18 protein-coding genes are annotated in these 18,782 nt (G+C 37.5%); 15 read left to right on the forward strand and 3 right to left on the reverse strand.

The genetic code is table 11. From position 1 onward, the window contains the following. Nucleotides 1-5: 5 nt before the first annotated feature. From rnpM to infB, 3 genes are read left to right on the forward strand one after another with little or no spacing between them, the layout of a single operon-like run. Nucleotides 6-293, forward strand: a complete 288-nt coding sequence (rnpM, locus tag B5P37_RS10490; RefSeq protein WP_085238162.1) for an RNase P modulator RnpM — start codon at nucleotides 6-8, stop codon at nucleotides 291-293. Continuing rightward, a complete protein-coding gene (locus tag B5P37_RS10495) occupies nucleotides 290-595 on the forward strand; it encodes a YlxQ family RNA-binding protein (protein ID WP_085238163.1) in 306 nt (101 codons plus the stop codon). Before rnpM ends, B5P37_RS10495 begins: the two co-directional genes overlap by 4 nt. Nucleotides 596-611: 16 nt before the next feature. Continuing rightward, nucleotides 612-2,702, forward strand: a complete 2,091-nt coding sequence (gene infB, locus B5P37_RS10500) for a translation initiation factor IF-2 (protein ID WP_085238164.1) — start codon at nucleotides 612-614, stop codon at nucleotides 2,700-2,702. A 539-nt stretch (nucleotides 2,703-3,241) separates the two neighbouring features. Here infB and B5P37_RS10505 read toward each other — a convergent pair. The 3 genes from B5P37_RS10505 to B5P37_RS10510 all read right to left on the reverse strand — a co-directional run bounded on the left by B5P37_RS10505 (nucleotide 3,242) and on the right by B5P37_RS10510 (nucleotide 4,944). Beyond that, entirely contained in the window at nucleotides 3,242-3,664 is a 423-nt protein-coding gene (locus tag B5P37_RS10505; RefSeq protein WP_085238165.1) for a hypothetical protein, read from the reverse strand. A 150-nt stretch (nucleotides 3,665-3,814) separates the two neighbouring features. Beyond that, a complete protein-coding gene (locus B5P37_RS12000; RefSeq protein WP_169710809.1) occupies nucleotides 3,815-3,976 on the reverse strand; it encodes a hypothetical protein in 162 nt (53 codons plus the stop codon). A gap of 134 nt (nucleotides 3,977-4,110) precedes the next feature. Beyond that, entirely contained in the window at nucleotides 4,111-4,944 is an 834-nt protein-coding gene (locus B5P37_RS10510; protein WP_169710811.1) for an AraC family transcriptional regulator, read from the reverse strand. A gap of 210 nt (nucleotides 4,945-5,154) precedes the next feature. On the opposite strand from B5P37_RS10510, the gene B5P37_RS10515 reads away from it, so the two are divergent. The 12 genes from B5P37_RS10515 to B5P37_RS10570 all read left to right on the forward strand — a co-directional run bounded on the left by B5P37_RS10515 (nucleotide 5,155) and on the right by B5P37_RS10570 (nucleotide 18,780). After that, nucleotides 5,155-6,426, forward strand: coding sequence for a PTS sugar transporter subunit IIC (locus tag B5P37_RS10515; protein ID WP_085238167.1), 1,272 nt, complete (start codon nucleotides 5,155-5,157; stop codon nucleotides 6,424-6,426). A gap of 50 nt (nucleotides 6,427-6,476) precedes the next feature. Beyond that, the gene (locus B5P37_RS10520) at nucleotides 6,477-7,376 is read left to right on the forward strand and encodes a DUF7916 family protein (RefSeq protein ID WP_085238168.1); all 900 of its coding nucleotides are present in this window, start codon (nucleotides 6,477-6,479) and stop codon (nucleotides 7,374-7,376) included. A 35-nt stretch (nucleotides 7,377-7,411) separates the two neighbouring features. Next, complete coding sequence (locus tag B5P37_RS10525; protein ID WP_085238469.1) at nucleotides 7,412-7,723, forward strand: PTS sugar transporter subunit IIB; 312 nt, start codon at nucleotides 7,412-7,414, stop codon at nucleotides 7,721-7,723. A gap of 5 nt (nucleotides 7,724-7,728) precedes the next feature. Further along, complete coding sequence (locus B5P37_RS10530) at nucleotides 7,729-8,040, forward strand: PTS sugar transporter subunit IIA (protein ID WP_085238169.1); 312 nt, start codon at nucleotides 7,729-7,731, stop codon at nucleotides 8,038-8,040. Nucleotides 8,041-8,470: 430 nt separating this feature from the next. Next, nucleotides 8,471-8,815, forward strand: a complete 345-nt coding sequence (rbfA, locus tag B5P37_RS10535) for a 30S ribosome-binding factor RbfA (RefSeq protein WP_085238170.1) — start codon at nucleotides 8,471-8,473, stop codon at nucleotides 8,813-8,815. Nucleotides 8,816-8,895: 80 nt separating this feature from the next. Next, nucleotides 8,896-9,813 carry a tRNA pseudouridine(55) synthase TruB gene (gene truB / locus B5P37_RS10540; protein ID WP_085238171.1) on the forward strand — a complete coding sequence of 306 codons (918 nt, stop codon included), beginning with the start codon at nucleotides 8,896-8,898 and terminating at the stop codon, nucleotides 9,811-9,813. A 15-nt stretch (nucleotides 9,814-9,828) separates the two neighbouring features. Beyond that, nucleotides 9,829-10,800, forward strand: coding sequence for a riboflavin biosynthesis protein RibF (gene ribF, locus B5P37_RS10545; protein ID WP_085238172.1), 972 nt, complete (start codon nucleotides 9,829-9,831; stop codon nucleotides 10,798-10,800). Nucleotides 10,801-10,901: 101 nt separating this feature from the next. Beyond that, nucleotides 10,902-11,171: a 30S ribosomal protein S15 gene (rpsO, locus tag B5P37_RS10550; RefSeq protein ID WP_019167813.1), complete on the forward strand. Its 270-nt coding sequence runs from the start codon at nucleotides 10,902-10,904 to the stop codon at nucleotides 11,169-11,171. Nucleotides 11,172-11,323: 152 nt separating this feature from the next. Further along, nucleotides 11,324-13,426 carry a polyribonucleotide nucleotidyltransferase gene (pnp, locus tag B5P37_RS10555; RefSeq protein ID WP_085238173.1) on the forward strand — a complete coding sequence of 701 codons (2,103 nt, stop codon included), beginning with the start codon at nucleotides 11,324-11,326 and terminating at the stop codon, nucleotides 13,424-13,426. A 449-nt stretch (nucleotides 13,427-13,875) separates the two neighbouring features. Continuing rightward, nucleotides 13,876-15,549, forward strand: coding sequence for a ribonuclease J2 (rnjB, locus tag B5P37_RS10560; protein WP_085238174.1), 1,674 nt, complete (start codon nucleotides 13,876-13,878; stop codon nucleotides 15,547-15,549). A 135-nt stretch (nucleotides 15,550-15,684) separates the two neighbouring features. After that, a complete protein-coding gene (locus tag B5P37_RS10565) occupies nucleotides 15,685-18,060 on the forward strand; it encodes a DNA translocase FtsK (protein ID WP_085238175.1) in 2,376 nt (791 codons plus the stop codon). A 3-nt stretch (nucleotides 18,061-18,063) separates the two neighbouring features. After that, nucleotides 18,064-18,780, forward strand: coding sequence for a GntR family transcriptional regulator (locus tag B5P37_RS10570; RefSeq protein ID WP_085238176.1), 717 nt, complete (start codon nucleotides 18,064-18,066; stop codon nucleotides 18,778-18,780). The last annotated feature ends 2 nt before the right edge of the window (nucleotides 18,781-18,782 follow it).

An 18,782-nucleotide genomic window follows, 5' to 3' on the forward strand; every position in this document is an offset into this window, starting at 1 on the left:
TTTTTATGAAAAAGAGAAAAATTCCTATGAGAAAATGTATTTTATCTAATGAGATGAAACCTAAAAAAGAGATGATTCGTGTCGTAAAAAATAAAGAAGGCGAAATTTCAGCAGATGTGACTGGGAAAATGCCAGGTCGTGGTGCCTATGTTTCTAAAGATATTGCATGCATTGAAAAAGCACAACAAGCGCACAAGTTAGAGGCATATTTCAAAGCATCAGAGGAAACTTTAGAACCGGTATATAAAGAAATTATTCGCCTTATCTATAGAGAAGAGATACCAACAAAATGACACAACAACAATTTTTGAATTTTTTAGGTTTAGCGATGCGAGCGGGTAAAGTTAAAACAGGTGAATCTGTCATATTAACTGAAGTGAAAAAGCAACGCCTAAAATTGGTGCTTATCGCAAGTGATGCATCTGAAAATACAAAGAACAATATAATTAATAAATGTAAGAGCTATCAAACACCATATCGAATTGTAAGTGACCGTCATGAATTAGGAGATGCACTAGGTAAAGGTGCACGCGTCAATGTGGGGATTACAGATCAAGGGTTTGCAAAAAAGTTGATGTTAATGATAGATGAATAATGTGAGGAGTGGTTTAATGAGCAAACAAAGAATATATGAGTACGCCAAAGCGTTAAATATTAAAAGTAAAGATGTAATAGATGAATTAAAGAAAAATGGTGTGGAAGTTTCTAACCATATGCAAACGATTGAGGATGATCAAGTCAAAGCATTGGATAAAGTGTTTAAAAAAGAACAAGCACCGAAACAAAACAAAGAGCAAAAAAATTCGCAAGCAAACCATAAAAATCAAAAACAAGGTAAAAATCAAAAACCTAAAGGCAACTCAAATCATAATCAAAAGCAAAATAAGAAAAATAATAAAGGCAATAAAAAAAATGTTGCGCCTAAGCCACCTGCTGAACCTAAAGCAATGCCTTCAAAAATCACGTATACCGAAGGCATTACAGTGGGTGAACTTGCTGACAAATTAGGTGTCGATTCATCTGAAATTATTAAAAAACTTTTCTTATTAGGAATTATGGCGAACATTAACCAGTCGTTAGATGTTGAAGCGCTTGAATTGATTGCATCTGACTATGGTGTGGAAATTGAAGAAGAAGTTGTTGTAGACGATAACGACTTATCCATTTATTTTGAGGATGTCGAAGAGGATGAGGATGCGATTGTACGTCCAGCAGTTGTTACCATTATGGGGCACGTCGATCATGGTAAAACAACGCTACTTGATTCGATTCGTAATACACGTGTTACGGAAGGCGAAGCAGGCGGGATTACGCAACATATCGGCGCATATCAAATTGAAAGCAATGGCAAAAAAATCACTTTCTTAGATACACCGGGACATGCCGCTTTTACAACGATGCGTGCACGTGGCGCACAAGTCACAGATATTACCATTTTAGTTGTAGCAGCGGATGATGGGGTTATGCCACAAACAATCGAAGCGATTAACCATGCAAAAGAAGCAGATGTGCCTATTATTGTAGCAGTGAACAAAATCGATAAACCGACAGCAAATCCAGATCGCGTGATGCAGGAGTTAACAGAGTATAATCTCATTCCTGAAGACTGGGGTGGAGATACGATATTTGTTCCGCTTTCTGCATTAAATGGTGAAGGGATTGACGATTTGCTTGAAATGTTAATTTTAGTTTCAGAAGTTCAAGAATTAAAAGCAAATCCAGATAAAGTTGCTGTGGGAACAGTCATTGAAGCAGAATTGGATAAATCACGAGGGCCAGCCGCGTCTTTATTAGTTCAAAATGGAACGTTACATGTAGGCGATGCAGTCGTTGTAGGGAACACGCACGGTAAAGTACGTGCCATGGTCAACGACTTAGGAAAGCGCATCAAAACTGCAGGTCCTTCGACACCGGTTGAAATTACAGGATTAAACGACGTGCCACAAGCGGGTGATCGTTTTGTTGTCTTTAAAGATGAGAAAAAGGCACGCCGTATTGGTGAAGCACGGGAACAAGAAAATATTATTCAACAACGTCAAGAAAGCAAAAATGTCTCATTGGATAACTTGTTTGAGCAAATGAAACAAGGTGAAATGAAAGATTTGAATGTCATTATTAAAGGTGATGTACAAGGTTCAGTTGAGGCACTAGCCGCGTCGTTGATGAAAATTGATGTTGAAGGTGTAAATGTACGTATTATTCATACAGCGACAGGTGCGATTAATGAATCAGATGTCACATTAGCTAACGCTTCAAATGGTATTATTATTGGATTTAATGTACGTCCAGATGCAGGGGCAAAACGTGCTGCTGATGCTGAAAACGTAGATATGCGTTTACATCGCGTGATTTATAATGTCATTGAGGAAATTGAGGCGGCAATGAAAGGGATGCTCGATCCAGAATTTGAAGAAAAAGTGATTGGGCAAGCCGAGGTACGCCAGACATTCAAAGTTTCTAAAGTGGGAACAATTGCAGGTAGCTATGTCATTGACGGAAAAATTACGCGTGATTCTAACGTTCGTATTATACGTGATGGTGTCGTATTGTTTGAAGGCGAACTGGACACATTAAAACGCTTTAAAGATGATGCAAAAGAAGTTGCACAAGGGTATGAATGTGGTATCACGATTGAAAAATTCAACGATATCAAGGAAGGCGATATCATTGAAGCTTACGTTATGGTAGAGGTTGAAAGATAAGTCAGTCAACGCATTTAAGTGGTTTTTGACTTATGAAAGCAGTGGAGATATGAACTCATAAAATAGCACATTGACTTATTTTTCGTTGTTTTGTGCTTATAAGAGATTAACACTTACTGATATCTGAAAGAAGGAATATATCGAAAATATCAATTTATAAAAAATTAACACTCTTTGTTTTGATTAAAATCAAATAAAGGGTGTTTTTTATAACGGCGGGTTTGTCAACGTCGGTTGGTGAAGAAATATCGTACTAAGTGGCAATTTTTTGTTGCTTAGTACGTTTTTTATATTCACTCACGTATAACCTTGAAATAATTAAAATCCTATTTCTAAAGTTATAAAAACAACTCTACAGGTGGGGATTAATACCATTAACCCAGCTTGTAGAGTTGGCTTACGCAAGATATTGAACCGCCGAGTACGGAACCGTACGCTCGGTGGTGTGAGAGGACGAATAGTCAATTAATGGCTATTCTCCTACTCGATTATGTTTGAATTACTTTTAACCTGTAACAATATAATTTAAATATTTACATTTATTGCTCTTGTTCTAATAAAATAATCTGATTAATAAAGTTGTCAAATACTTGCTTTGCTACATTTAGTCTTATTGACAATCCAGAGTCAGTAGATTCATTTTTATGATTCAATCCAGAATCTAAGTTAACGTATATACAAAGCTCATCACTTTCATAGTCAATGACTGTCAATGATATATCAGGCTCTGTGAAATAAATGTCTGTTACAGGGAACGAATACTCTAAGTTTTTCAGAAAATCAATGTCGAAGTCAAAAATAGCTAATTCTGTTTCAGCTTTTTCATTTTCAAATTCAAGTACAGCGTCTAAATAATAAATCTTACTGTCTTCATCATTTTCTATTCTTTTAAGTTTTAAGGTTAATGAAGTATTACTTGATTCATACGAAGAATCTTGTAGTTTTATATTTTTTGAAATCAAATTAATGACCCTTTCTCCATACTTTTTTAGGTTTCTTTTGCTTATAAGTTGTCACAACTTTGTTGCCTTTGATAACTAAAGTAGTACCTGTTTTCTTGTCGTATAAAATTTTAGCTCCTGTTTTCTTGTCGGTGTATTTAGTACCATTTTTTAGGTGTTTGCCATCATATGCTTAGTAATACCTCTTTGTCCTGCTCTTTGCAAAGCGTGTTTAGATATTGATTTTACAAAAGTTTTTACACCTTGTTTAGCTAAAATTCCAAAAACAGCTGAAGCCACAAAAGGGATTGCTAGAAGAACTCTTGGAATCATTACTGGTTCATCAGTGTCATCAAAAACAATATCTTTATTTTGAATAATTTCTTCCTTTTATTATTGTAAATAAATTTTATTATTTAACATGAATAACGTAGATTTTAAATGTGACATATTTGCAGATTGCGATGCTATGTTCTTTTAGTCATTGATTTCTCGAGTCTATAGTTTTTAGGTGAACGATTCACAATTTTTTTGAATGCTTTTTCAAAAACAAAATAATCGTTAAATCCCACCATTTGGCCGACAACATTGATTGGGTAGTCAGTCTCTCTTAAGATTTGTGTCGCTTTATCAATTCTAAGCTTTAAGATAAACTGCTTTGGCGTTCTTCCGTAGTTACGTTTGAATTGTGTAAATAAGTGACTTTTACTAATAGCGAATCGATGGGCAATGTCATCAATTTTTAAAGATTGAGTATAATTGTTACAGATATATTCATAAATATGATGGATGATATCTTGGTTATTGTTTAAAGTGATTAAATCTGTTTGCTTAAATTCTTTTTCTAAACAATATAATAATTCATAAGTTTTGTATTTATACCAGTAATCTGATTGTCTCGTATTTTCTTTTGTGGTGTAGCAAATGTCTTTAATCATATTAACAGCATGACTATGATCTTCAAATTTTAAAATATCTTGATTATTCAGTTGATTGGTTTTTAAAAAGTTTTGTAAATTTGAACCGCGAAGACCGACCCAAAACGTTTTCCAAGGAATATTTTTATCTCCTTTATATGTCACCCTTTGTCCTCTTTTTAAAATAAATCCATTAAAATCTTTTGAATAGTAAGTTTTGTTATTGATTTTAATAATCCCTTTTCCAATCTCTACATAATGTAATACGAATGTTTCACTGACTGCGTAACTGTAAGTTTGTTCAGGAAGAAACTGTTGAATGCCACATTCAGAGATAACAATGTTGTCGTGTGATATATCAAAATGTTTCCAAACCTCTCTCATTCTCATCCCTCTTAATATCTTTTGACATATTTTTCACACATTATAACATATTAATTCTTTTGATGAACTTCTAAAATAAAGGCAAGAAAACGTTTTCATTTACTGGTGTTATCAAGAAATAGCGTCGGTTAAAACGCTTAAAAAGATAGCTTTACCTATATAGGTTGATTTTAAAACGGATTGTTTAAGTTATTTTGAAGGGAGATACGTATGAATCATTTCATTGACAATAAAATCATGCCATTTGCTGTTAAGTTTTCAACGAATAAAGTTTTAGTTGCAATTCGTGATGGGTTATCGCTAACGATGATTTTAGCAATTGTAGGTTCTATATTTATGTTGTTGGCGAGTCTGCCTATTCCAGGTTGGCCAGAGTATTTAGATCGAATTGGTCTGAGTCAATATTTGTGGAAAGGTGTGGAAAGTACTTTTAGTTTAGTAGGATTAATTGCGAGTTTTTCGGTTGCTTGGAGTTATGCCAAACAACATCAACAAGATGGCGTTGCAATTGGAATCATTGCATTGTGTGCTTTTATTACAGTAACGCCTTTTATCAAGCAAGAGAATATATCAGGGATAACAATTGGCTATTTAGGGGCTAAAGGAATGTTTACTGCGATTATCATTGCGCTTACAACGACGCATATTTACAAGTTTTTTATTGATCGAGATATTCGTATAAAACTTCCTGACAGTGTTCCTCCTGCTGTTTCGCGTTCGTTTGTTGCACTAATTCCAGGTGTCGTCATTCTTACATTTTGGTTAGTCGTCTATGCGTTACTTGATGTTTTTCATTTGCCGAATGCCCATGATCTTATTACGACGATATTAGGCGGTCCGATTCATTTCTTAGGTGGTTCGGTATTTGGAACGGCAATGATAGTCGCATTAAACAGCTTATTTTGGTTTGTCGGCATTAATGGAGGTAGTGCTGTTAACTCTATTATGGCACCCGTATGGTTAGGTAACTTACAAACGAATATGGATGCTTATAAAGCGGGACAACCGATGACTGAAATTTTCACACAGCCGTTTATGGACAATTATGTTTACATGGGAGGGGGAGGTGCGACATTAGGACTTGTTATTGCAATTACACTTATCGCCCGGAGAAAGAGAGCAAGCAAACGAACGAAGGCGATAGCACCTCTCACACTTGTCCCAGGTTTATTCAATATTAACGAACCTGCGATGTTCGGTCTGCCCATCGTATTGAATGTATTTTTACTTATTCCTTTTGTGTTGACTCCGGTGGTCAATTTATTTATCGCATATTTTGCGACTGTAATGGGGCTTTTACCCTATACTAGAGCAACAGCAACATGGACCATGCCACCGATTATATCGGGTTTTTTAACGACAGGTAGTATCAAAGCCTCTATTTTACAATTCATATTAATCGTGATAGATATATTGATTTATATCGGTTTTTACGCGGCTATAGAAAAATCATATCTTAAAGAAGAAAAAGACAATGCATAAATTGTCTATTTTGAATCTAAATGATATCAACCGATGGAAGGTGTTGAAAAATGGTAAAAAGATTAATCAGTGCAAATACTTCTGAAGTATTTGAGATGTCAGTAAATGAATTGAAGCAAAGTATTAAAGCATCAGAAGGGCGTGTCGTATTATCAGAAAATGTGGCACATAGAGATCCGTGGATTTTCGATGTCACCAATGCCGAAATGGCTGCTGCATTTGGTGCGGACTTGATTTTACTCAATGCAGTGGATGTTTTTAATGTCAATATTGCAGGATTATATGATATCGAGAATCATCCAATTCAATCATTAAAAAAACTATGTGGGCGTCCAGTAGGTGTGAATTTAGAGCCTGTTGACGGGACTGTGAATATGATGGATGACCGATTTGAATTAGAAAAAGGTCGTACTGCAAATCATGAGACTTTACTAAAGTTAAATGAATTGGGTGTAGACTTTGTATGCTTTACAGGAAATCCAGGTACCGGTGTCTCTAATACAGCGATTGTAGAAAGTGTGAAACAAGCAAAGCAACTTTTTAATGGTTTGATTTTTGCGGGTAAGATGCACAGCTCGGGTGTAGACGAAGCAGTGGTTAATTTAGAGTTAGTAAAAACGTTAATCGAGGCTGGTGAAGATGTCATTTTAGTGCCTTCAATAGGTTGTGTGCCAGGAATCACTTTGGAAATGATTCACGATGTTGTTCAACTCTGTCATACACACGGCGCTTTAGTGATGAGTGCGATTGGTACAAGTCAAGAAGGGGCATCAAAAGAAACAATTCGTTATTTTGCCATTCAAAATAAAATGGCCGGTGTTGATATTCAACATATTGGAGATGCGGGCTATGGGGGTTTGGCTCCAGTAGAAAATATTTTTGAATTAGGTATAGCAATTAGAGGCTTACGTCACACGGCTTCTAAAATGTCTCGATCAATTTTAAGGTAATACATTTACAACGTATAAATAAGGAGGGGACGATGTTGAAAACGATACTATTAGCATGTGCAGCAGGTATGAGTACAAGCATGTTAGTCCAACGAATGGAAAAAGCATCACAAAATTTTGAAGGTGAATTTAAAATATATGCGGTTTCAGTTGCGGAAGTTGAAAGAGAGATTGAGCAAAACACAATCGATATTGTCTTATTAGGACCACAAGTAAGGTATGAAGAAGGAAAATTAAAGGCAAAATTAGAGCCTATAGGTATCCCGCTTCGTGTGATTGATATGTCAGACTATGGATTAATGGATGGTCAAGCTGTTATGGAAAAGGCCATCGAAATCATTGGGTGATAGAAATGGAAGACCGAAACTTAGAGAATGTGATGCAATTAATTGTTAAAAGTGGTAATGCGAAATCTTACGCAATGGAAGCGATTCAACTTGCTAAAACAGGAGAAACGACAAGCGCAATCGAGCTGTTAAATGCAGCAGATCAAAACATTGTTGAAGCACATCAATATCAAACTAAAATGTTAACACAAGAAGCAAATGGTGAAAAACTTGACGTTTCATTGCTTGTTGTACACAGTCAAGACCATTTGATGACCTCTATATGTTTCATTGAATTGGCAAAAGAGATTGTGGAAATCTATAAAATGAGGATTTAACAGATTAACGTAAATCTTTATTTTTAAAGTTCACCTCAAACATCATCGTTGTTAGTCCGTAGAAATTATCGGCATTTGACAGTGTCGAGGAGGTGGTTCGGTCGTGTCGATACATTGAAGTAGCACAAATATCCAGGAAATAGCGCCATATATTAATCTATGACCTTCGCTTTATGTTGAAGCGACGGTGTTTTAAGTCAATTGGGATGCGATAAAAAATGATACAAGGCGTGAAGCATAATAATCTCTTCGTCAATGGGTGATGCCTGAGTGCGTCACCCAACTTGACTTGGTTTACTTTATGGTGTCTGAACAATGTCGTAATCACAAACGTGTGGCTATATTGTTTCATTGACGGCAAATCCTTTTCTCCGTTATAATACGTAATTGAGGATTAAGTTGCGAAATAACGATGAGAGGAGGCGATACGATGAATATGCGTGCAGAACGTGTAGGCGAACAAATGAAAAAAGAATTGATGGACATTATTAATAATAAGCTTAAAGATCCAAGAGTTGGTTTTTTAACAATTACAGATGTCAAACCGACCAATGATTTATCGTTAGCAAAGGTTTATTTAACAGTACTTGGTAATGATAAAGCGCGTGAAGAGACGTTCAAAGGTCTTGAAAAAGCAAAAGGATTTATTAAGTCGGAAATCGGACAACGCATGCGACTGAGAATTGTACCGGACTTACAATTTGAATATGATGAATCAATTGAATATGGTAACCGTATTGAGCAATTGATTCAAAATTTAAATCATAATGACTAACAATGTGCGCTAGGTACGTGAGATAATCTGCATTTGTAGAGTCCGCGTCACCTAGTTTTTTTATGAAAGGAGTGACGTTCATGTATCATGGTATTTTACCCGTGTATAAGGCACGAGGTTTAACGAGTCACGATGTCGTATTTAAATTGCGAAAAATCTTAAAAACTAAAAAAATAGGGCATACCGGTACACTAGATCCTGAAGTAGACGGTGTTTTACCCATTTGTATTGGACAAGCGACAAAGGTGAGCGATTATGTCATGGAAATGGGTAAAATGTATCGTGCAGAAGTGACGTTAGGTATTGCGACGACGACTGAAGATCAAACGGGCGACATATTGACACGTCAAGCTGTAGCACCAGATGCATTGTGCGCTTCACAAGTAGATGACATCCTACAATCGTTTAAAGGATGGACGACGCAAGTCCCTCCAATGTATTCCTCGGTTAAAGTGAATGGTAAAAAATTATACGAATATGCACGTCGAGGTGAAACCGTTCAACGACCTGAACGCCAAATTTATATTTCACATATTGCGCGATGTTCAGAGCTCATATTTGAAAATGAAACTGCGCGCTTTTCAATCATCGTTGAATGTGGTAAAGGGACATATATTCGCACGCTGGCAACGGATATTGGTCGTGCTTTGAACATGCCGGCACATATGTCATTATTAACACGAACGATGAGCGGTGGTTTTGATCTCGAGCAGTCATTAAGTTTAGAGGAGATTGAAGCGGCACATCAGGCGCAAACGTTACAGGAAAAGTTATATCCGATGGTGTACGGTTTAAAAGGGCTGCCGATGTGCGTTGTTCAGAACGATAGTGATAAAATGAAAATTAAGAATGGAAAAAAGTTTTCAAGAGATTATTTTAAAATACCATTTGAAACACAGGTCGTGATGCTGAATGGGGAGACGAATGAAGTACTTGCCATTTATGAAGTGCATCCGTCGCGTCAAGAAGAAATCAAACCGAAAAAGGTATTTAATTAAAAGGAGATTTTAATGATGAAAGTGATCGAAATTACACATCCGATTCAATCTGAACAGTATATTCAAGAGGATGTTGCGATGGCGCTAGGTTTTTTTGATGGTGTACACAGAGGACATCAAGCGTTGTTTGACAAACTCGATCAGGTGGCAAAGGAAAAAGGGTTGAAAAAAGCAGTCATGACTTTTGATCCTCATCCATCAGTTGTGTTAAGTCCTGAGCAAAAGCGTACCACTTATATCACGCCACTTGCTGATAAAATCGAACGACTTGGAGAGCGAGAGATTGATTATTGTCTCGTTGTAAACTTCTCTTCTCGTTTTGCTGAAGTCACACCCGATGCGTTCATACATGACTATTTAGTTAAAAACCACGCACGTGCAATTATAGCAGGCTTTGACTTTACGTTTGGTAAATTCGGAAAAGGGAACATGGCCATGTTGCAGGAATACCAAGCATATTTTGATTGCATCACGGTAGGTAAACAAGAATTAAATGGTGAAAAAATTTCGACAACCGCTATACGAGAGGCATTGGAGACGGGGAACTTAGCGTATGCAAATGAGCAACTGGGTTCTCGATATCGAATGAAAGGCACAGTAGTACAAGGCGAAAAACGAGGACGGACGATAGGTTTTCCTACAGCAAATATTGAACCGAGTGATGATTATGTGATGCCTACGTTAGGGGTATATGCAGTAAGCTTAACGATTGGTTCAAGTGAGAAAATTTACCGTGGCGTATGTAATATTGGTGTGAAGCCGACATTTCATGATGATTTACCTCAAGCTGTGATTGAAGTGAATATTTTTGACTTCGAAGAAAATATTTATGGTGAACGTGTTACACTGTATTGGCATCATTATATGCGTCCAGAATTAAAATTTGCTGGTATCGATCCACTTGTTGCGCAAATGAATCAGGATAAAGAACGTGCGAAATATCTTTTAGCTGTTGATTTTGGTGATGAAGTATCATATAATATATAAGTCTAATCAAGGTTAGAAAGAGACCTTTGTCTTGGTAGGTCGAAACTCCGACGCCTCACTCAGATAAGGGCATTATAAAAATTAAAGGAGGAAATTGACAAATGGCAATTTCACAAGAACGTAAAAATGAATTGATTAAAGAATACCGTACACACGAAACTGATACGGGATCACCAGAAGTTCAAATCGCAGTGTTAACTGCAGAAATCAATGCATTAAACGATCACTTACGTATTCATAAAAAAGACCACCATTCACGTCGTGGTTTATTAAAAATGGTAGGACGTCGTCGTCACTTATTGAACTACTTACGTGACAAAGATATCCAACGTTATCGTGAACTAATTAAGTCATTAGGTATCCGTCGTTAATTTTAAGGGACGGCTTTTGACATAATGGGGAAGGAGCTGGGACATTTATCGTATCCGGCTCCTTTTTTAACTATTAAATAAGTTGCATGTAAGATATAATTGAAATGTAAAAGACTATGAAATGTATAAAGAAGTAAGAGAGGAGATTGATCATGTCTCAAGAAAAGAAGGTTTTTAAAACGGAATGGGCGAACCAGCCGTTAACAATAGAAACAGGACAGCTCGCTAAACAAGCGAACGGTGCTGTGCTCGTACGTTATGGAGATACGGTAGTACTATCTACTGCAACAGCATCAAAAGAACCACGCGATGGTGACTTTTTTCCATTAACAGTAAACTATGAAGAAAAAATGTATGCGGCAGGTAAAATTCCTGGAGGATTTAAAAAACGTGAAGGACGTCCAGGTGATGAAGCGACATTGACGGCACGTTTAATTGACCGACCGATACGTCCATTGTTCCCAGATGGCTACCGTCACGATGTCCAAATTATAAATATTGTGTTAAGCGCGGATCCGAATTGTTCTCCTGAGATGGCAGCGATGATCGGCTCATCTATGGCGTTAAGCGTATCGGATATACCATTCCAAGGACCGATTGCCGGAGTCAATGTTGGCTATGTAGATGGTGAATATGTGATCAATCCTAACGTAGAACAACGAGAAAAATCACGCCTAGATTTAGAAGTTGCTGGTCATAAAGATGCGGTCAACATGGTCGAAGCAGGTGCAAGTGAAATTACTGAATCCGAAATGTTAGAAGCGATTTTATTTGGACACGAAGAAATTAAAAGATTATGTGCATTCCAAGAAGAAATTATTGCGCATTTACAACCAGAAAAACAAGTGTTCATTCCAGAAGAAAAAAATCAAGCATTGATCGACGAAGTCACTGAAATGACACACAATGAAAACTTAAACGCTGCAATTCAAACATTTGATAAGCAAGAACGTGAAGCGAACTTGGAAGACATTAAGTCACGTGTACTGGCAAATTTCGAAAACGAAGATGACCCTGAAAATGAAGCATTATTAAAAGAAGTGGGACAAATCATCAACACTTTGATTAAAGAAGAGGTTCGTCGCTTAATTGCTGATGAAAAAATTCGTCCAGATGGTCGTAAACCAGATGAAATTCGTCCGCTCTCATCAGAAGTTGGCTTATTGCCACGTGCACACGGTTCAGGTTTGTTTACACGTGGACAAACACAAGCATTATCTGTGTTAACGTTAGGTTCAATTTCCGAATATCAAATTATAGATGGTTTGGGTGAGGAAGAACATAAACGTTTTATGCATCATTATAATTTCCCGAACTTCTCAGTCGGTGAAACGGGACCAGTCCGCGCGCCAGGGCGTCGTGAAATTGGTCACGGTGCGTTAGGTGAGCGTGCATTGAAGTATATCATTCCGGATGAGAAAACATTCCCTTATACAGTGCGTATCGTCAGTGAAGTGCTTGAGTCAAACGGTTCATCATCGCAAGCTTCTATTTGTGGTTCCACATTAGCATTGATGGATGCGGGTGTGCCAATAAAAGCGCCGGTAGCGGGTATTGCAATGGGGCTTGTCACTCGTGAGGAAAGCTACACGATTCTGACGGACATTCAAGGTATGGAAGATGCCCTTGGAGATATGGACTTTAAAGTAGCGGGAACTGAAAAAGGGATTACTGCAATTCAAATGGATATTAAAATAGACGGATTGACTAAAGAGGTCATTGAAGAAGCATTGGAACAAGCGCGTAAAGGTCGTTTAGCGATTTTAGAACATATGCTTCAAACGATAGATCAACCGAGAACAGAATTAAGTGCTTATGCGCCTAAAGTTGAAACGATGCAAATTAAACCTGAAAAAATCCGTGATGTCATTGGACCAGGTGGTAAACAAATCAATGAAATTATTGACGCAACGGGCGTTAAATTAGACATAGAACAAGATGGTACGGTTTATATCGGCTCAACTGAACAAGAAATGATTAATCAAGCACGTCAGTGGATTGAGCGAATTGTTCGTGAAGCTGAAGTTGGACAAGTTTATGATGCTAAAGTGAAGCGTATAGAAAAATTTGGCGCGTTTGTTGAATTATTCCCTGGTAAAGATGCCTTAGTTCATATTTCACAAATTGCCAATGAAAGAATTAACAAAGTAGAAGATGTGTTGAATATCGGTGACACACTTAAAGTTAAGGTCACTGAAATTGATAAACAAGGGCGTGTCAATGCTTCACATAAAGTTTTAATAGCGCAGTCATAAAGGCTGGATTTGGAGAAACAAAGTTGAGACAGCAGTCCCTGTAACCATTTATAAAAAGGAACCAACAGAAGTAAGTGTAACTCTTTTTTCGTTGAGTTGACGTCTATACTTCTGTTTTTTTAGTTTAGGTGCATCTTTCAAACAAACGGGAGTGTGGAATGTGACATCTCTCCCACGTAGACATCCATATTGTTAAAGGATGAAATGAACGAGGGATTAAGTGAACCCATTTACACGCGATTTAGGTTGAAACGGATTAATTTAATCGCACGTTACGTTCCATTGTTAATGAAAGGATGAAAGAGCGATACCGCACATGAAAGCAGTGAAGTGTGAATAGAACGCTGCCTTGACGCGATTGACTTTAATAGTGTACAGCATCTCTTTTATCCACTATAATAAAGAATGAATGTAAAATGGACGGGTTATATTTATTAGGAGGTAAAATTTTGAATTTAGTAAAAAAGAAAAATAAAGACATACGTATTATTCCACTCGGTGGTGTAGGAGAGATTGCTAAAAACATGTACATTGTTGAAGTCGACGATGAGATGTTTATGCTGGACGCAGGATTGAAATTTCCTGAGGACGAAATGTTAGGCATTGACATTGTTATTCCTGATATTCAATATGTACTGGAAAATCAACAAAAATTAAAAGGGATTTTCTTAACGCATGGTCACGAACATGCAATCGGAGCGGTTTCTTACATTTTAGAACAAGTCGATGCACCGGTTTACGGCTCTAAATTGACGATTGGACTCGTTAAAGAAAGCTTAAAAGCCCGACAAATTAGTAAAAAGGTGCGTTATTACGTTGTAAATAATGAATCAGTGATGCGTTTTAAAGGGGTCAATGTGACATTTTTTAATACAACGCACAGTATACCGGATAGTTTAGGGGTTTGTATTCACACGTCTTATGGTGCGATTGTATACACGGGCGAGTTTAAATTCGATCAAAGTTTACAAGGGCATTATGCGCCTGATATGAAGAAAATGGCGGAGATTGGTGAAGATGGCGTATTTGCGTTATTAAGTGATTCAACTGAAGCTGAAAAACCAGGGTATAACACACCTGAGAATGTTATTGAAAGCCATATGTTTGACGCTTTTGCAAAAGTGTCAGGTCGTTTGATTGTGTCATGTTATGCGTCTAACTTTATTCGTATTCAACAAGTACTCAATATTGCAAGCAGATTAAACCGAAAAGTATCATTTTTAGGTCGTTCATTAGAAAGTTCATTCAGCATTGCGCGCAAAATGGGATACTTTAACATTCCAAAGGATTTACTGATCCCGATGAGTGAAGTTGAAAATTATCCGAAAAATGAAGTGATTATTATTGCCACTGGGATGCAAGGGGAACCTGTAGAAGCATTGAGTCAAATGGCACGTCAAAAACATAAAATTATGAATATCCAAAAAGGGGATTCAGTCTTTCTGGCGATAACGGCTTCTGCCAATATGGAAGTCATTATAGGTAATACACTTAATGAGTTAGTGCGTGCGGGTGCACATATTATTCCAAATAACAAAAAAATCCACGCATCAAGCCATGGATGCATGGAAGAATTAAAAATGATGTTAAACATGATGAAACCAGAATACTTTATTCCAGTGCAAGGTGAATTCAAAATGCAAATTACGCATGCCAAATTGGCTAGTGAAACAGGGGTTAAACCTGAAAAAATCTTTTTAGCTGAAGCAGGCGATGTGATTCACTTTGACGGTGAAGAAATGAACCTTAACGAAAAAGTGAATGCTGGAAATACTTTGATAGATGGTATTGGTGTGGGAGATGTCGGCAATATCGTTTTACGTGATCGTCATTTGTTAGCGCAGGATGGTATATTTATCGCAGTTGTGACATTGGATCCTAAAAACAGACGTATCGCTGCTGGGCCTGAGATTCAATCGAGAGGCTTTGTGTATGTGCGTGAAAGTGAAGCGTTACTGAAAGAAGCGGAGGAAAAGGTACGTGAAATTGTAGAAGCAGGTTTACAAGAAAAGCGTATCGAATGGTCTGAGATGAAACAAAATATGCGTGACCAAGTAAGTAAATTACTTTATGAAAATACACGTAGAAAACCAATGATTATCCCGGTTATATCGGAAATTTAAGGTTAATGTCTGTGTGAAGTTCAAACAAGAAAACGAATCTTACTCTTTGAAAGCACGCCATTTTGAAGAGTAGATTCGCTTTTTTCATCATACAGGTTAATGATATCATTTTAAGAAAGTAGAAGGTGACGAAGCATGGCGCAAACCCCAAAACGTAAATCCCAAACGACGCGTAACAAAAAGCGTACATCGAAAAGGAAACAGAATGATACGCCAATCCGATTTGTTTTAGCGATAGTTATGGTGATTGTCCTCATGTTGGGTGTGTTTCAACTAGGACTGATTGGAATCGCCATCGATAGTTTTTTTAATTATTTGTTTGGTTTAACACGTTATCTTACATACTTCTTACTATTATTAGCGATTGGATTCATTGCTTATAATGGCAAATTGCCTAAAACACGGCGCATGACAGGTTCAATTGTATTGCAAATTGCGTTACTTTTTGTAGCTCAGTTATTTTTTATGGGTACAGAAGGGGTAAGAGCGAGACGTGAACCTGTATTGTCATTCGTATTTCAAAGTTATGATGCGCCGGAACATATGCACTTTGGAGGCGGTCGTATTGGTTTTGAGTTGGTTCATTTTCTTTTGCCATTGATTTCTTTGGTCGGCATCGTATTATTGACACTCATTTTATTAATTTCAAGTGGTATTTTGTTAATGAAAAAACGACATCGCGACGTTGCAAAGTCGTGGTTGGAACAGTTTAAACAATCCACGGTCGCTTCGTATGAAAAAGCGAAAGTACGACAATCAGAGCGACGTATGGCGAAGGCGGATCAAAAAGAACAAAAACGCCTTGCACGAGAAAAGGAACAAACGGAAACCCCTGAAGTCAAAGATGTTTCGGATTTTCCTGAAATCGCTCATGATGAAAGTGAGTCCGTTGATGCACCGACAATTCCTATTTTCGGACATAAAACAGTTGAGGTAGAGGAAGAAAATTCTGCTGAATCACATACAACGCCTGCGGGTAACTCACCGAAATCATTCGACGCTTCAAAATCAAATCAGTCACAACAAGATGGCGATTTTGAGCGCGTGATGGATGCTGAGGGCTCTATTTCTGAGGCGGGGGCGGTAGAAAATCAGAAGTATAAAGTGCCACCGCTATCATTATTAGATGCACCACAACGTCAACAAACGACTTCAAAAACGGAAGTACAGCGTAAAGGTAAATTGCTTGAAACCACATTGAAAAATTTTGGTGTCGATGCTAAGGTGACTCAAATTAAAATTGGTCCGGCTGTGACACAATACGAAGTCCAACCTGCACAAGGGGTGAAAGTCAGTCGTATCGTAAATTTACATAACGATATCGCGCTTGCACTTGCAGCAAAGGATATTCGTATCGAAGCGCCGATACCTGGTAAATCTGCTGTAGGTATTGAAGTGCCGAATCAGAAAGTTGCATTAGTGACTTTGAAAGAAGTCCTTGATGAGAAATTTCCTACAACCAACAAGTTAGAAGTTGCTTTAGGACGTGATATATCGGGTGAACCTGTGACAGCCGAATTAAATAAAATGCCTCATTTATTAGTAGCGGGATCAACGGGTAGTGGTAAATCCGTATGTATTAATGGAATAATTACGAGCATTTTGCTAAACGCAAAACCGCATGAAGTTAAATTGATGATGATTGACCCTAAAATGGTAGAATTAAATGTATACAATGGTATTCCACATTTATTAACGCCTGTCGTCACAAATCCACACAAAGCGGCACAAGCATTAGAAAAAGTCGTCGCAGAAATGGAAAGACGCTATGATTTATTTCAACATTCAGGGACACGAAACATTGAAGGCTTTAATGCGTTTGTCGCACAAAAAAATAAAGAATTGGCTGAAAAAGAACCATTATTACCTTATATTGTTGTTATCGTGGATGAATTGGCTGATTTAATGATGGTTGCAGGCAAAGATGTTGAAACAGCGATTACGCGAATTACACAAATGGCGCGTGCTGCGGGGATTCATTTGATTATTGCCACACAACGACCTTCAGTAGATGTCATTACCGGTTTGATAAAAAATAATATTCCTTCGCGCATTGCATTTGCAGTGAGCTCACAAACAGATTCACGCACCATTATTGACAGTGGCGGGGCAGAGAAATTATTGGGTAAAGGTGATATGTTGTTTATCAAAAACGGTGGTTCCACACGTACGCGAGTACAAGGGGCGTTTTTAAGTGATAATGAAGTGCAAAAGGTTGTAGATTTTGTAGTCGCACAACAAAGCGCCAATTATGTGAAAGAAATGGAACCTGATGCTGATACGTCTCAGGACGGAACAAATGAAAGTGATGATCCACTATACCCTGAAGCTTATTTGTTCGTGATTGAACAACAAAAAGCGAGCACGTCTTTACTCCAACGACAATTTAGAATTGGTTATAACCGTGCATCAAGAATTATGGATGATTTAGAGCGTAATCAAGTGATTGGTCCGCAAAAGGGCAGCAAACCAAGACAAATATTAGTCGATTTAAATGATGGAGAGGTGTAACCGATGTCTATAAACCCAGATGTTAATATTGTAAAAGAATGGATTCTTAAAGAAATAGAACAAGAAAACATTAAACCTGGTGCTTCTTTGCCAGGTTTAATGTCCATTGCGCGTCAATTTGGTGTCACTGCTGACAATGTTCAAGTGGCGATTCATGAGCTCGTGACCGAACAAATCGTGACTCAAAATTTTGAAGAAGGCGTACGGGCAAAAGTGCCACAACCTTTTTTCTATCCATTAGATGAGTTGATGAGCATTGGGCGAATGATTTCTGATAAAGGTTATGAAAATGGAACAGTCTTTTTAAGTCTAGATGAAGAAATCGCCTCTCTTGATGATTGTAAAATTATGCAACTAGAGCCGGAGACGCCGATTACTGTCATTGAGCGTATTCGAACAGCGGATGGTCAACCTGTTGTATACTGTTTAGACAAAGTCTCAATGAATGTGTTGTCCCATTTTGGTACACATAATCAACAAACATCGATTTTGAAAGCGATTGAATCAGTCAGTCAACAAAAGATTGCGTACGCTGATACAGAAATCGAAGCCATTAGTTATGAGCCGTATATTTCAGAAGCATTAGAAGCCGATCCACACGATGGCTTAATGCTATTAAAACAGGTTCATTATACAGAGGCAGGAAATCCAATTCTGTATTCTTTAAACTATTTTAAAAGTAGCTTAGTTAAGTTTCGGACGATTCGAAAACGTCTATAATG

The sequence above is a fragment of the Staphylococcus lutrae genome (genome assembly GCF_002101335.1).
Lineage (GTDB): Bacteria > Bacillota > Bacilli > Staphylococcales > Staphylococcaceae > Staphylococcus > Staphylococcus lutrae.

Coding starts and splice junctions, on each gene's coding strand:
- B5P37_RS10570 (WP_085238176.1), top strand. CDS start 18,064: ATGTCTATAAACCCAGATGTTAATATTGTAAAAGAATGGATTCTTAAA.
- B5P37_RS10495 (WP_085238163.1), top strand. CDS start 290: ATGACACAACAACAATTTTTGAATTTTTTAGGTTTAGCGATGCGAGCG.
- B5P37_RS12000 (WP_169710809.1), bottom strand. CDS start 3,976: ATGATTCCAAGAGTTCTTCTAGCAATCCCTTTTGTGGCTTCAGCTGTT.
- B5P37_RS10565 (WP_085238175.1), top strand. CDS start 15,685: ATGGCGCAAACCCCAAAACGTAAATCCCAAACGACGCGTAACAAAAAG.
- B5P37_RS10510 (WP_169710811.1), bottom strand. CDS start 4,944: ATGAGAGAGGTTTGGAAACATTTTGATATATCACACGACAACATTGTT.
- rbfA (WP_085238170.1), top strand. CDS start 8,471: ATGAATATGCGTGCAGAACGTGTAGGCGAACAAATGAAAAAAGAATTG.
- pnp (WP_085238173.1), top strand. CDS start 11,324: ATGTCTCAAGAAAAGAAGGTTTTTAAAACGGAATGGGCGAACCAGCCG.
- B5P37_RS10520 (WP_085238168.1), top strand. CDS start 6,477: ATGGTAAAAAGATTAATCAGTGCAAATACTTCTGAAGTATTTGAGATG.
- rnpM (WP_085238162.1), top strand. CDS start 6: ATGAAAAAGAGAAAAATTCCTATGAGAAAATGTATTTTATCTAATGAG.
- B5P37_RS10515 (WP_085238167.1), top strand. CDS start 5,155: ATGAATCATTTCATTGACAATAAAATCATGCCATTTGCTGTTAAGTTT.
- truB (WP_085238171.1), top strand. CDS start 8,896: ATGTATCATGGTATTTTACCCGTGTATAAGGCACGAGGTTTAACGAGT.
- ribF (WP_085238172.1), top strand. CDS start 9,829: ATGAAAGTGATCGAAATTACACATCCGATTCAATCTGAACAGTATATT.
- rpsO (WP_019167813.1), top strand. CDS start 10,902: ATGGCAATTTCACAAGAACGTAAAAATGAATTGATTAAAGAATACCGT.
- infB (WP_085238164.1), top strand. CDS start 612: ATGAGCAAACAAAGAATATATGAGTACGCCAAAGCGTTAAATATTAAA.
- B5P37_RS10530 (WP_085238169.1), top strand. CDS start 7,729: ATGGAAGACCGAAACTTAGAGAATGTGATGCAATTAATTGTTAAAAGT.